Below are 13,691 nucleotides of genomic sequence, written 5' to 3' on the forward strand. Positions count from 1 at the left end.
ACGCCGCCGAACGCGGCCTCGTCGACGACGTCATCGACCCCGCCGAGACCCGCGAGGTGCTCATCACGTCCCTCGCGATGCTCCGTACCAAGCACGCCGACCGCCCGTCCCGCAAGCACGGCAATCCCCCGCAGTGACCGCCCACGAGACGAGAGGCACGCCACGATGAACCCAGCCGACATCCGCATCGAGAAGGGCCGGGCGACCCCCGAGGAACTGGCCGCCCTGACCGTCCTCCTCGTCCGCACGCCGCGGGTTCCGCCGCGGGCACCGGCGGTCCGCACTCCCTGGCCCGCCGACAGCTACGACCCCCCACACAGCTGGCGGGGCACGTTCTCCGGCCCGGCCACCGCCTGAGGACGGGCGGCGGTTCGGGGGTGACGCCCCCCGAGAAACCCGCCACGGCTTCCCCCGAGCCCCGCCGACTGGCAGGATCGCGCCCATGCCCGCCGCCCCGCGCCCCCTCGCCCGCCTGGCCCGCCGCCCCGCCGTCCAGGCGTCGGCCGCGCTGCTGGCGGGCCTCGCGCTGCTGGCGTGGTGGCTGCTGCCGCCGGGCGCCGGGCAGCCGCACGGCGAGATCGACTTCAGCACCGGCGTACGGTCGGGTGTGTACGAGCGGTACGGGCAGCTCCTCAAGGACGCCCTGGCCCGGAATCTGCCCGACGTCTCGACCACGCTCCACGACAGCGAGGGCTCCCAGCAGAACCTGGCCCGGCTGTCGTCCGGCGAGGCGGACTTCACGATCGCCACGGCCGACGCCGTCGCCACGTACATAGAGGAGCGCCGCCCCGGCGCCGACCGGCTGCGCGGCTGCACCCGCCTGTACGACGACTACGTCCAGCTCGTCGTGCCGAAGGGCTCATCCGTCACGTCGGCCCGCCAGCTCCGCGGGCTGCGGGTCGGGGTCGGCCAGGACGGCTCGGGGGTGCGGCTGCTGGCCGACCGGCTGCTGCGGGCCGCCGGGCTGGACCCGCAGGACGACGTACGGTCCGTCTCCGCCGGGATCGACACGATGCCGGGCCTGATGGAGAAGGGGCGGCTGGACGCGTTCTTCTGGTCGGGCGGCCTGCCCACCAGCGCGGTGCTGCGGCTCTCCGAGCGCTTCCCGGTCCGGCTGGTCTCCCTGGAGCCGGAGGTGATCGCGGCGGCGCACCAGGACGGCGGGCCGAGCCGCCACTTCCGTACCGCGACGATCCCCGCCGACGCCTACCCCGCCGCCCAGGACGGCCGCCCCGTGGAGACCATCGCCGTGCCGAATCTGCTGGTCACAACCGACCGGGCCGACGCGGCGCTGGCCGAGGGCGTCACCCGCACCGTGATCGGGAGCCGGGACCGGATCGGCCACGAGGTGCATCCCGCCCAGCTCGTGGACCTGCGCACGGCCATCTACACCGACCCGCTGCCGCTGCACGAGGGCGCCCGCCGCTACTACTACTCGGCCAAGCCGTGATCATCCCGCCCCGTGCGCTGCCGGGGCCGGATCCGCGGCAGGAGCCGCCCGTGGCACACTCACCGTGACCCGCAGCCCGCCGGGCTCGTTGTGCGCGTACCCCAGGGAGCCGCCGCCCGCCGCGAGCAGGGCCTGGCAGATGGACAGTCCCAGGCCGGAGCCCTTGACGTTCTGGTGACGGCCGCTGCGCCAGAAGCGGTCACCGACCCGTTCCAGTTCCCCGTCGGTGAGGCCGGGCCCGCGGTCCGCCACGACGATCGTCGAGGTGTCCCCCCGCGCGGCGACGTCGACGGTCACCTCCTCCCCCTCCGGGGTGAACTTCAGCGCGTTGTCGATCACCGCGTCCAGCGCGCTGGACAGCGCCACCGGATCGGCCCAGGCGGTCACCGCGGCGGGTCCGGATCCGGTCAGCCGGACACCCTTCTCCTCGGCCAGCGGTCGCCAGGCGGCGACCCGTTCGGCGGCCAGCTCCCCGATGTCGACCAGCCGCAGGTCCGCGGCGGCGTGTTCGGCCAGCGCCAGGTCCAGCAGATCGTCCAGCACCGTGGCCAGCCGCTTGCCCTCGGTCCGCACGGACGCGATCTCCTCGTTGCCCTCCGGCAGCTCCAGCGCCAGGAGTTCGATCCGCAGCAGCAGCGCGGCGAGCGGATTGCGCAGCTGGTGCGAGGCGTCCGCGACGAAGGCGCGCTGCTGCTCCAGCACGTCCTCGACATGGTCGGCCATCTCGTTGAACGACCTGGCCAGCCGCCGCAGTTCCGGCGGCCCGCCGGCCGGGGCGACGCGGGAGTTGAGCCGCCCGGTGGCGATGTCGTGGGTGGCCGCGTCCAGGACCCGCACGGGCTTGAGCACCCAGCCGGTGAGCCGGAACGCGGCACCGACGGCGAGCAGCATGGCCGCGGCCTCTCCCGCGGCGAGCAGCAGCCAGCCGCTCAGGATGCGGGAGCGCAGCTGCCCGGTGGGGGAGTCGGTCACGACGACGGCGACGACGTCCCCGTCCCGGACGACCGGGGAGGCCACCGCCAGCCGGGCGCCCGGCTGCCAGGGCCACACCTGCGGCGGGTCGTGGAAGCGGCGCCCCAGCAGGGCCTCCCCGAAGGCGCGCCGCACCTCGCCCTGCTCCGGTATGCGCCACCCGCCGGGCGCGGCGGCCATGACCGTACCGTCGCGGTGGAAGACACCGGCCTCGATGCCGTACACCTCGTGGTACCGGGCGAGTTCGCTCTCCAGGGTGGCCCGGCGCTCGTCGACGCCGGAGCCGCTCTCGCCACCGGGGAGCTTCTTGAACACGGAGCCGGTCTCGGTCACGTTCTGGGCGATGGCCGCGAACCGCGCGGTGTCGTCGATCCGGTCGACGACGACGGCCTGCTGGTGGGCGGCGGCGAGGCTGGCCGCGAGCGGGAAGCCGAGGGCGAGCAGCACACCGGCCATGAGGACGATGAGCAGCGGGAGAAGACGCGTACGCACGGGTTCGCCGGCCGTTCCGTTGTCGGGTCCGCTGACGCCCCGCGCTACGAGGAGGCCGGGGCGACCAGGCGATAGCCCACGCCGCGGACGGTCTCGATGAGCGTGGGCATCCTCAGCTTCGCACGCAGCGACGCGACATGGACCTCCAGGGTACGGCCGGTCCCCTCCCAACTGGTCCGCCACACCTCGCTGATGATCTGCTCGCGGCGGAACACGACTCCCGGCCGCTGGGCGAGCAGCGCCAGCAGGTCGAACTCCTTCCGGGTGAGCTGGACGGCCGCCCCGGCCACGCTGACCCGGCGGGTCGGCAGCTCGATCTCGACGGTGCCGAGCCGCAGCGGCTCCGCGGCGCCTCCCGGCAGCGGATGCGACCCCGTGTCCTCCGGGTCCGCGCCCGTGGACGCGGTGCGGCGGGCCACGGCGTGGATCCGGGCGAGCAGCTCGCCGGTGTCGTACGGCTTGACGACGTAGTCGTCGGCGCCGAGGTTCAGCCCGTGGATGCGGGACCGGACGTCACTGCGCGCGGTCACCATGATCACCGGAGTGCTGGTGAGCTTCCTGAGCTTGCCGCACACCTGGTAGCCGTCCTGGTCGGGCAGGCCCAGGTCGAGCAGCACCACCCCGTAGGGCGCTCGTCCGGCGTCACCGGACGGCAGCACGGCCTGGAGGGCCTCCTCACCGTTCCTGGCGTGCGTCACAGCGAAGCCGTGCTTGGTGAGGACGGCGGACAGGGCCGCGGCGACATGGTCGTCGTCCTCCACCAGCAGCAGTCTCATGGGCCCCCTCCAGGCGGATCACGCGTTCCGGTCGGTTCCAGGTCGTATTCAGGCATGAACCCCGATACCGCCGCCCCAGTCAAGTGCCGCCCGGCCATGGGAGGAAGACCGTTATGGGGTCGGTACGCCGGTGCGTCGCCCCGTTCACACGGAGTGTCCGGTTGCGGCCTTATCGTTATGCTCAATTTCCGCTCAGATGTGATGACGCTGCTGGCGGCGCGTGCTTAGTGTCCTCTCCAACCCGAGCAGGACGGAAGCGAGAGGCCGATGAGCGGAGTGTCAGTGACCAAGGGCGCGGAGGACCCCGCAGCCACGGCCGGCGACCTGGTGGTGCTGAGCGATGTCAACAAGCACTTCGGCGCGCTGCATGTGCTCCAGGACATCGACCTGAGCATCGCCCGTGGCGAGGTCGTGGTCGTGATCGGACCGTCCGGGTCCGGGAAGTCCACCCTGTGCCGCACCATCAACCGCCTGGAGACGATCGACTCCGGCACCATCACCATCGACGGGAAGCCGCTTCCCGACGAGGGCAGGGAGCTGGCCAGGCTCCGGGCCGACGTCGGCATGGTGTTCCAGTCGTTCAACCTCTTCGCCCACAAGACGGTGCTGGAGAACGTCATGCTGGGCCAGATCAAGGTCCGCAGGACGGACAAGGCAGCCGCGGCGCAGAAGGCGCGGCAGCTGCTGGACCGAGTGGGCGTCGGCAGCCAGGCCGACAAGTACCCGGCACAGCTCTCCGGCGGCCAGCAGCAGCGCGTCGCCATCGCGCGGGCGCTGGCGATGGACCCGAAGGTCATGCTCTTCGACGAGCCCACGTCGGCGCTCGACCCGGAGATGATCAACGAGGTCCTGGAGGTCATGCAGCAGCTGGCACGTGAGGGCATGACGATGGTCGTCGTCACCCACGAGATGGGCTTCGCCCGCTCGGCCGCCGACCGGGTCATCTTCATGGCCGACGGCCGCATCGTCGAAGAGGCCAGCCCGAACGACTTCTTCAACAACCCGCGCAGCGACCGCGCGAAGGACTTCCTGTCGAAGATCCTCCACCACTGATCCGACGGGCCGCCCGTTCCCGGGCGGCGCCGCCGCACCAGTACCCCCCGTCACACCGGTCACCCCCATCGCCGGTCACCCCCATCCGAGGCCCCGGACACCGGACCACGGCCGATCCACGACACAAGGGATGTTCACCATGCAGTTCCGCAAGACCAGTGCGGCCCTCGCCGCGGTGCTGACCCTCTCCCTCACCGCGACCGCCTGTGGCTCCGACAGCGGCTCCGGCGGCGACGGCGGCAGCGACAAGATCACCATCGGTATCAAGTTCGACCAGCCCGGGTGGGGCCTGAAGACCCCGGACGGCAAGTACACCGGCTTCGACGTCGACGTCGCCACGTACATCGCGAAGGAGCTGGGCTACGACGCCGACAAGATCGAGTGGAAGCAGGCCCCCAGCGCCGAACGCGAGAACCTGATCAAGAACGGTGACGTGAAGTTCGTCGCCGCCACCTACACGATCAACGAGAAGCGCAAGGCGGTCGTCGACTTCGCCGGCCCGTACTTCCTGGCCCACCAGGACCTGCTGGTGCGCGCCGACGAGACCTCGGTCGCCAAGGCCGAGGACCTCAACACCAAGAAGCTCTGCTCGGTCAAGGGCTCGACCTCGGCGCAGAACGTCAAGGAGAAGCTGGCGCCCAAGGCGCAGCTGAAGCAGTACGGCGGCTACTCCGAGTGCCTGACCGGCCTGGAGAACAAGGCCGTCGACGCCCTCACCACGGACGACTCCATCCTGGCCGGCTACGCGGCGCAGAAGGAGCACACGGGCAAGTTCAAGCTGGCCGGTCTGAGCCTGAGCGACGAGCCGTACGGCATCGGCCTGAAGAAGGGCGACACCGAGCTGCGCAACAAGGTCAACGCGGCGCTGGAGAAGATGCAGTCGGACGGTTCCTGGGCCAGGTTCGTCGAGAAGAACCTCGGCCCGGCCGAGTACAAGGCCGAGCCCGCTCCCGCGATCACCGAGAAGTGAGCTGAGGCCGCGGCCCACACCGCGGCGGACGAGCAGAACCAGCAGCCAGGGTGAGACGCCGTCGGCTCCGGCCCGGGCCGACGGCGTCCCCCCACGATCCGACCAGGGAGAGCGCGGGTCAACGTGTTCGACTTTCTAGACAATCCGCAGTACGACCTGCTCGGAGCCTTCTGGGTGACGGTCCAGCTGACCTTCTACTCGGCGGTGGGATCCCTGATCTGGGGAACGCTGCTGGCGGGCATGCGCGTGAGCCCCGTCCCGCTGATGCGGGGCTTCGGCACCGTGTACGTGAACATGGTCCGCAACACGCCGCTGACCATCGTCATCGTGGCCTGCTCCCTCGCGCTGAACCAGACACTGGGCGTCACGCTGTGGGGCGGGACCTTCGAGGAGGTCGACTTCCGGCTGGCCGTTCTCGGCCTGGTGGCCTACACCGGCACCTTCGTGTGCGAGGCCCTCCGCTCCGGCATCAACACCGTCCCGATGGGGCAGGCCGAGGCGGCCCGGGCCCTGGGGCTGAGCTTCACCCAGGTGCTCTGGCTCATCGTGCTGCCACAGGCGTTCCGCTCGGTGGTGGCCCCGCTGGCGAACGTCCTGATCGCCCTGACCAAGAACACCACGGTCGCGGCAGCCATCGGCGTCGCGGAGGCCGCCCTGCTGATGAGCGAAATGATCGAGAACGAGGCCCAGGCGCTGTTCGCCGTCTTCGGTGTCTTCGCCTTCGGGTTCGTCGTTCTCACCCTTCCCTCCGGCCTGTTCCTCGGCTGGGTGGCCAATCGTGTGGCGGTGAAGCGATGAGCTCCGTTCTGTACGACACTCCGGGCCCGCGGGCCCAGCGGCGGAACCTCGTCTACACGGCCGTGTTCATCGCCGCCCTGGCGGCGGTGAGCCTGTGGGTCCTGTCCGTGATGGCCGACAAGGGCCAGTTGGACGCGGCGAAGTGGAGCCCGTTCGTCACGGACCCCCGGGTGTGGACCACCTACCTGCTGCCCGGGCTCGGCGAGACCCTGCGGGCGGCGGCACTGGCCCTGGTGATCGCCCTCCCGCTGGGTGCGCTCCTGGGCATCGCCCGTCTCTCCGACCACGCCTGGGTGAGGGGCCCGGTCGGGACGGTCGTGGAGTTCTTCCGCGCCATCCCCGTCCTGCTGATGATGATCTTCGCGAGCGCGCTGTTCGCACAGTTCACCACCATCAGCTCGGACGTACGCCCGCTGTACGCGGTCGTCACGGGCCTCGTGCTCTACAACGCGTCCGTCATCGCGGAGATCGTCCGGGCGGGCATTCTGTCCCTGCCACGCGGCCAGACCGACGCGGCCAGGGCGATCGGCATGCGCAAGGGCCAGACCATGACGTACGTGCTGCTGCCACAGGCGGTCACGGCGATGCTCCCGGCGCTGGTCAGCCAGCTTGTCGTGATCGTCAAGGACACCGCGCTCGGCGGCGCGATCCTGGGCATGGAGGAGCTGCTGTTCCAGGTCCGCCCCATCACCGCGAACTACGGCGCCAACACGATCGCCGCGTTCACCGTGATCGCGCTCATCTACATCGCGGTCAACGCCCTGCTGACCTGGTTCGCCGGCCGGCTGGAGAGCGCGCTGCGGCGCGGACGGCGAGGCGCGGGCGGCGGGGACGTCGAGAGCCCGCAGGTCGAGGCCGGCCCGGGCGCGGCGGCCGGTGCCGTCGCAGCGGCGCCCGACGAGAGCGGCTGACCGGAGCGGTCCCCCCGACCGGGCTGAACCCGCGGGAGCGGTGGCGTCAAGGCCATCGCTCCCGCGTGCGTATGTGCGCCCCTGCCCGGTCACTTGACGCAAGCACCGGCAGTGGGTTGCATACTTTCTGTGATCACTCACCGGGCTCCCCTCGCACCACCTCGCGTTCCCCCTGCTCACCGCCCTGCCGTACGCGCCACCGAGGCCGTCCGAGGCGACCTCGTCCCCGGAGCCGCGCCGTGGATCCGGTGATCGTCGTCGGCGCCGGGCCGGTCGGGCTGTCGCTCGCGCTGGCCCTTGCGGCGCAGGAGGTCCCGACGGTCGTCCTGGACGAGGGCGAGGGCCGGGAGGAACACCGCCCGGCCCGCACGGCCGTACTCCGCGCGGACACGGCCGCGTTCGTGCAGGGCCTGGGCTGCGCCGAAGCCCTACGGCACGAGGGTGCCAGCTGGTCCGGGTGGCGCTCGTTGCGGCGCAAGCAGCTGCTACGGACCGAACCCTTCGCGACGCCGGTCGAACATGACGAGCCCTCGGGCGTCGGCTCCCCCGCCCAGGAACACCCCGCCGCCCCGCCCCCACCCCTCCACATTCCCCAGCACGCACTGACCACCGCCCTGCGCGAGGCCATCGCTTCCCTGCCGGGCGGAAAGCTGGTCGAGGTGGTCCACGGCACCCGCCTCGAACGTGTCGAGCAGGACCCGGCCGGCGTCACCGCGCACACCCGTGGACGGCGTACCGCCGAGTGGCGGGGCGGCTATCTGGTGGGCTGCGACGGGGCCCGCTCGACGGTACGCAAGCTGCTGGAGGTCCGCTTCCCTGGCCGTACGGCCGTGGAGCGGCACGCGGTGGCGATGCTGCGCACCGAACTTCCCTGGCCCGGCGAGAGCGTGCTGCACCGTCGGCCGCCGTGGCGGGGCGGCGGTGACGAGGTGACGGCGCGTCCGCTCCCGGACGGGGGGTGGCGGCTGGACTGGCTGCTGCCGCCGCGCGGCGAGCTGGTGACGCCGGACGCGCTGGTGTGGCGGATCCGCGAGACCCTTTCCGGGTGGTGCGAGAACACGACGCCGGTGTACGAACTCCTCGACACCGGCGTGTACACGGTGCACCACCGGTTGGCGCGGCGCTGGCGCGTCGGCCGGGCGTTCCTCGCCGGGGACGCGGCGCATCTGGTGGGCGCCGTGGGGACGCAGGGCCTGGACGAGGGACTGCGGGACGTGCGGAACCTGGCGTGGAAGCTGGCGCAGGCCTGGCACGAGGGCCCGTCCGACGTGCTGCTGGACAGCTATCAGGCGGAGCGGCGCACAGCCGTGGCGGCCCGGCTGCGGGCGGCGGACCAGGCACTTCCGGTGCTGCGCGGCGGGGGCGGGCTGCGCACCTGCCTGCGGGCCGGGCTGGGCGGCCAGGAAGAACTGCTGGCCGACGCGCACCTGGGGCGCGGCCCGCTGGGGGCCCCGCCCGCGTACCCGCTGTCGCCGCTGGCGCCGGACACCTCGCACGCGGAGCACACCGAGGTCGGCACGGATCCTGGCCAGCTGGTCACGGACGTTCCGGTGACCTCACCGGACGGCACGGCGAGCCGGCTCCAGGACCGGCTGGGCCGGGGCCTGCTGGTGGTGCTGGTGGCGCCCGGCACGGGGGTCTGGGACCGGCGGCACTGGGTCAGGGCTGGCGTCATGCCGCGCCTGGCGGAGGCGGTCCGGACGCTGCCGATGCGGGGGGAACTGCTGGTGGCGGAGTCGTACCCGGGAGCCGCCGCCCACACGGTCCTCCTGGTCCGCCCCGACGGCCATCTGGCCGCCGCCCTCTCCGCCGCCGCTCCCTCCGCCCTGCACGAGGCGGCCCGCACGACGTGCGGCGGCGACCCCGACGCCGTCACGCCTCCGGGGGTCCAGCCCCCGAAGCAGGGCGCCCGGAGGGATGACGGCACCGACACGGGCATCGGCCCGGCAGCGGGTACGGGCCGCACGGCAGGTGCTCCGGAGGGCCGGGCAGACGGGACCGCGGGCACGGCAGGCGCCGCGAGCGCGGAAGGCACGGAACCTCGCGCCCCCCGGACCGCGATCACCCCTTGACGTACGCCGGGACCGGTCCGGCACCAGGACCACGAGGCCGGTCCACCACCACCCGCAGGCCACCCTCTGCGCGTCCGGCCGGGGACGCGGCGGACGTCGGCCGCTCGTCGGGCAGTCCAGTGACGGTCGAGCCGTCCTCCCGCACCGGCCCGGCCGTCGGCCCCACGAGCGGCATCCCTGGAAACCCCAACCGCCGGTTCCCCTGCATCCCGCAGTCCGGGGGGCACGGCCCCCTCTGGCGCCCAGACCTCATCCACGTCAGCCGCGCACGCCCCGTCCGTGATCGGCCCTGTGGGGCCGCCCCGCCGAGGCCGGACCCTCGCCGCCGACCGGCCCACCATCAGAACGAGCCGAACTCCAGGTCGTCCACGTCCTCGCCCTCCTCCTCCAGGGCCTGTCTGACCACCCGGAGGGCGAGCCCCTCCGGGTAGCCCTTGCGGGCGAGCATCCCGGCCAGGCGGCGCATGCGGCGGTCTCGCTCGAGCCCCCGGGTGGCTCGGAGCTTGCGGTCCACCAGCGCACGGGCGGTCGCCTCCTCCTGCGAGGGGTCGAGCTGCGCGACCGCCTCGTCGATCAGCGCGGAGTCGACGCCCTTGGTACGCAGTTCCCGGGCCAGCGCGCGGCGGGCCAGGCCGCGGCCCCGGTGCCGGGACTCGACCCAGGCCCCGGCGAAGGCCGCGTCGTCGATGAGGCCGACGTCCTCGAAGCGGGAGAGCACGTCTTCCGCGACCTCATCGGGGATCCCCTTCTTGCGCAGCGCGTCCGCGAGCTGTCTGCGGGTGCGCGGCATCCCGGTGAGCAGGCGCAGACAGATGGCCCGCGCCTGCTCACCCGGATCCTGGGACGACGGCTCTTTCCCGGCCCTCGACGAGTCGGAGCCGTCGTCCGGCCATTCGGTGCGCCGGGCCACGGGTCAGCCCTTTGCCGCTGCGGCCTTGGTCGCCTTGGTGGCCTTGGCCGCGGGCGCCGGGACCGACTTGGCGGGCTCGCCGCCCGCCGGGCCGGCAGCGGCGTCGGAGCCGGACTCGCCCTCAGCGGCACCGGGGCGGACGCCCACACCGAGCTTGTCCTTGATCTTCTTCTCGATCTCGTTGGCGAGGTCGGGGTTGTCCTTCAGGAAGTTCCGGGCGTTCTCCTTGCCCTGGCCGAGCTGGTCACCCTCGTAGGTGTACCAGGCACCGGCCTTGCGGATGAAGCCGTGCTCCACGCCCATGTCGATCAGGCCGCCCTCGCGGCTGATGCCCTCGCCGTAGAGGATGTCGAACTCGGCCTGCTTGAAGGGCGGCGCGACCTTGTTCTTGACGACCTTGCAGCGGGTGCGGTTGCCCACCGCCTCCGTGCCGTCCTTGAGGGTCTCGATGCGGCGGATGTCGATCCGCACCGAGGCGTAGAACTTCAGCGCACGGCCACCGGTCGTGGTCTCCGGCGAGCCGAACATCACGCCGATCTTCTCGCGGAGCTGGTTGATGAAGATCGCCGTGGTCTTGGACTGGTTGAGCGCGCTGGTGATCTTCCGGAGGGCCTGGCTCATCAGGCGGGCCTGAAGACCCACGTGCGAGTCGCCCATCTCGCCCTCGATCTCGGCCTTCGGCACGAGCGCGGCGACGGAGTCGATGACGATGAGGTCGAGCGCGCCGGAGCGGACGAGCATGTCGACGATCTCCAGGGCCTGCTCGCCGTTGTCCGGCTGGGACAGGATCAGGTTGTCGACGTCGACGCCGAGCTTCTTGGCGTACTCGGGGTCGAGGGCGTGCTCGGCGTCCACGAACGCCACCTGGCCGCCCGCCCGCTGGGCGTTGGCCACGGCGTGCAGGGTCAGCGTGGTCTTACCGGACGACTCCGGGCCGTAGATCTCCACCACGCGCCCGCGCGGCAGGCCGCCGACGCCGAGGGCGACGTCGAGCGCGGTCGAGCCGGTCGAGATGACCTCGATGGGCTCCTGGGTGCGGTCGCCCATGCGCATCACGGCGCCCTTGCCGAATTGCCGTTCAATCTGTGCGAGCGCGGCGTCGAGCGCCTTCTCGCGGTCGCTTGCTGCCATGGGTTCCACCCGGGTTGCTTGAGTCGATCGCTTCACGTCAAAGACGCTAACCCCTGCCACTGACAATGCGCCTCGACGTGCCTCTGACCTGTGGACAACTCCGGAGCGTCACCGTAGGTAACCCTGAACCAGGCCCCGGAGCCAAGGCCCTTCGCCTCAATGAGAATGGATGTTCGATTTCCGTGTCAAGCAAGCCACGCCGCACCCCGCGGGCCGGCGGTGTCCCGTGACAGTGCACCCCGATCGCGCTCGCCGAACCCCGGCCGATGCGAACCGGCGGTACGGCTCGACGCCCTCGGCACGGCTGACGGGCGGGTCCGGGGCACCGGCCCCGCCGGCGACCGGCGACCGGCGACCGGCGACCGGCGACCGGCGACCGGCGACGATGATGCCCAGGACGCCGGCCGGGCAGTCGGACCCGGGCGTCGCGGTGGGCACCGAGGGGCAGGGCGCGGCCCGGGGTCAGGGGGTGGGGCCCCCGGCGCGCTCCCCGGACGCGTCGGCGGACCCTGCACGGTCCTCCGTCCCCGCCCCCGCGCTGGCGCGCAGGGCCCGCTGGACCCGGGCCAGGATCACCTCGCCGTGCCTCCGGTGGCCGTGCACCCGGGGGTCCTCGGTCACGTCGTACCGCTTCACGTACGCCCCCAGGAACGCCTGGAGCGTGGCGACCGCCGGAATCGCGATCAGCGCGCCGACGGCCCCGAGCAGGGCGGTGCCCGCGACGACCGAGCCGAAGGCGACCGCCGGATGGATGTCCACGGTCCTGGCGGTGAGCTTGGGCTGGAGGACGTAGTTCTCGAACTGCTGGTACACGACGACGAAGACCAGCACCCACAGGGCGTACCAGGGATCGACCGTGAACGCGAGCAGCATCGGCAGGGCCCCCGCCATGTACGTACCGATGGTGGGGATGAACTGGGAGACCAGACCGACCCACACGGCGAGCGCGGGCGCGTAGGGCACGTCCAGGAACTGCAGCAGGACGTAGTGCGCGACCCCCGAGACGAGCGCCATCAGACCGCGCGAGTACAGGTAGCCGCCGGTCTTGTCGACGGCGATCTCCCACGCGCGCAGGACCTCGGCCTGCCGGGCGGGCGGCAGGACCGAGCAGAGCGCGCGGCGCAGCCGGGGCCCGTCGGCGGCGAAGTAGAAGGAGAACAGGAAGATCGTCAGCAGTCTGAAGAGCCCGCCGAGGACGGTCGCGGAGACGTCGAGGACGCCGCTCGCACTGTTCTCGACGTAGTTCCGGAGCCAGTCGGAGCGCAGGAGGCCCTTCTGCACTTCGAGCCGGGACAGCTCGGTGCTGAAGGTGTGGTTGATCCAGTTGATCAGCGAGTCGATGTACTTGGGGAACTCCTCGACCATGTCGACGATCTGGTTCGCGAGCATCGAACCGAGGAGTACGACGAAGCCGACGCTGGCGACGAGCACGACGAGGAAGACGAGGAACGTGGCCAGTCCCCGGCGCATGCCGCGCGCGGCCATCCGGCCGACAGCCGGCTCGACGGCGAGCGCCAGGAAGAACGCGATCAGGATGTTGATCAGCAGCCCGATGAGCTGGTGGAACGCCCAGCTGCCGAGCTGGAAGCAGGCGTAGAGCGCGAGGCCGAGCACCATGGCCTTCGGCAGCCAGCGCGGCATGCGGCCCGCCGGTGCGGCGGGCCGCGCGGCGGGCGGGGGCGGCGTCTCCGGGTTTGCCCCGGGAGCCGTGCGGGCGCCCGGGACGGTCGTCGTGCCGGACGCCCCGCCGGTCGCTCCAGGGGTCGTCTCCGGGTCTTCGGTGGTCGGGTTCTGGGTCTCGTCAGTCGGGGCCACCGCACAAGTGTCCCGTACGCCGCCGACAACCGGTCCGGTCGGTGGCCCGGGTCCGGGCGGGGCGCGCTCCGGGCACCCCGCCGGCCCGTCGGCTCAGCGCTTGTCGGCGGGCACGCCGACCGCCGCGCACACGGCCCGCCACACGTCCTTGGCCTCCCAGCCCGCTTCGAGCGCCTGGTGCACGGTCCGGCCGCCCAGCTCGGACATCACGTGGTCGCGCGCGAAGGACTCCGCGTACACCTCACCGAAGTGGTCCGCCATGTGCTCCCAGAAAATCGTCAACCGCATGCGCCCAGTATCCCGCTCCTGAGGGTGGGGACTGCGCGCAGGCGCTTGCCGGG

14 protein-coding genes are annotated in these 13,691 nt (G+C 72.1%); 8 read left to right on the top strand and 6 right to left on the bottom strand.

What is annotated here, in order from left to right:
• The 3 genes from I3F58_RS24845 to I3F58_RS24855 form a co-directional block, all read left to right on the top strand.
• On the top strand, nt 1–137 hold a 137-nt coding region (locus tag I3F58_RS24845; RefSeq protein WP_240110947.1), incomplete at its 5' end, for a carboxyl transferase domain-containing protein.
• Between the two features lie 28 nt (nt 138–165).
• On the top strand, nt 166–357 hold the full coding sequence (locus I3F58_RS24850) for an acyl-CoA carboxylase epsilon subunit (RefSeq protein ID WP_240110921.1): 192 nt from the start codon (nt 166–168) through the stop codon (nt 355–357).
• Between the two features lie 85 nt (nt 358–442).
• On the top strand, nt 443–1,450 hold the full coding sequence (locus I3F58_RS24855) for a TAXI family TRAP transporter solute-binding subunit (RefSeq protein WP_240110922.1): 1,008 nt from the start codon (nt 443–445) through the stop codon (nt 1,448–1,450).
• On the opposite strand, the gene I3F58_RS24860 is transcribed toward I3F58_RS24855, so the two are convergent.
• Nucleotides 1,451–2,914, bottom strand: coding sequence for a HAMP domain-containing sensor histidine kinase (locus I3F58_RS24860; RefSeq protein WP_240110923.1), 1,464 nt, complete (start codon nt 2,912–2,914; stop codon nt 1,451–1,453).
• 44 nt (nt 2,915–2,958) lie between these two features.
• Nucleotides 2,959–3,690, bottom strand: a complete 732-nt coding sequence (locus tag I3F58_RS24865; RefSeq protein WP_240110924.1) for a response regulator transcription factor — start codon at nt 3,688–3,690, stop codon at nt 2,959–2,961.
• 267 nt (nt 3,691–3,957) lie between these two features.
• On the opposite strand from I3F58_RS24865, the gene I3F58_RS24870 reads away from it, so the two are divergent.
• From I3F58_RS24870 to I3F58_RS24890, 5 genes are all read left to right on the top strand, one after another.
• Nucleotides 3,958–4,743 carry an amino acid ABC transporter ATP-binding protein gene (locus I3F58_RS24870; protein WP_275678907.1) on the top strand — a complete coding sequence of 262 codons (786 nt, stop codon included), beginning with the start codon at nt 3,958–3,960 and terminating at the stop codon, nt 4,741–4,743.
• A gap of 139 nt (nt 4,744–4,882) precedes the next feature.
• A complete protein-coding gene (locus I3F58_RS24875) occupies nt 4,883–5,713 on the top strand; it encodes a glutamate ABC transporter substrate-binding protein (protein ID WP_240110925.1) in 831 nt (276 codons plus the stop codon).
• Between the two features lie 123 nt (nt 5,714–5,836).
• Nucleotides 5,837–6,511 (top strand): amino acid ABC transporter permease, encoded by a 675-nt coding sequence (locus I3F58_RS24880; RefSeq protein WP_240110926.1) that lies wholly within the window; start codon nt 5,837–5,839, stop codon nt 6,509–6,511.
• Nucleotides 6,508–7,422, top strand: coding sequence for an amino acid ABC transporter permease (locus tag I3F58_RS24885; protein WP_240110927.1), 915 nt, complete (start codon nt 6,508–6,510; stop codon nt 7,420–7,422). Before I3F58_RS24880 ends, I3F58_RS24885 begins: the two co-directional genes overlap by 4 nt.
• A gap of 239 nt (nt 7,423–7,661) precedes the next feature.
• The gene (locus I3F58_RS24890) at nt 7,662–9,494 is read left to right on the top strand and encodes an FAD-dependent monooxygenase (RefSeq protein ID WP_240110928.1); all 1,833 of its coding nucleotides are present in this window, start codon (nt 7,662–7,664) and stop codon (nt 9,492–9,494) included.
• 340 nt (nt 9,495–9,834) lie between these two features.
• On the opposite strand, the gene recX is transcribed toward I3F58_RS24890, so the two are convergent.
• From recX to I3F58_RS24910, 4 genes are all read right to left on the bottom strand, one after another.
• The gene (gene recX / locus I3F58_RS24895) at nt 9,835–10,404 is read right to left on the bottom strand and encodes a recombination regulator RecX (RefSeq protein ID WP_240110929.1); all 570 of its coding nucleotides are present in this window, start codon (nt 10,402–10,404) and stop codon (nt 9,835–9,837) included.
• 3 nt (nt 10,405–10,407) lie between these two features.
• Nucleotides 10,408–11,535, bottom strand: a complete 1,128-nt coding sequence (gene recA, locus I3F58_RS24900) for a recombinase RecA (RefSeq protein ID WP_240110930.1) — start codon at nt 11,533–11,535, stop codon at nt 10,408–10,410.
• A gap of 462 nt (nt 11,536–11,997) precedes the next feature.
• Complete coding sequence (locus tag I3F58_RS24905) at nt 11,998–13,176, bottom strand: AI-2E family transporter (RefSeq protein ID WP_374208034.1); 1,179 nt, start codon at nt 13,174–13,176, stop codon at nt 11,998–12,000.
• A 267-nt stretch (nt 13,177–13,443) separates the two neighbouring features.
• Nucleotides 13,444–13,638 carry a DUF3046 domain-containing protein gene (locus tag I3F58_RS24910; protein ID WP_240110932.1) on the bottom strand — a complete coding sequence of 65 codons (195 nt, stop codon included), beginning with the start codon at nt 13,636–13,638 and terminating at the stop codon, nt 13,444–13,446.
• Between the last annotated feature and the right edge of the window lie 53 nt (nt 13,639–13,691).

The organism is Streptomyces sp. MUM 203J, from assembly GCF_022414595.1.
Lineage (GTDB): Bacteria > Actinomycetota > Actinomycetes > Streptomycetales > Streptomycetaceae > Streptomyces.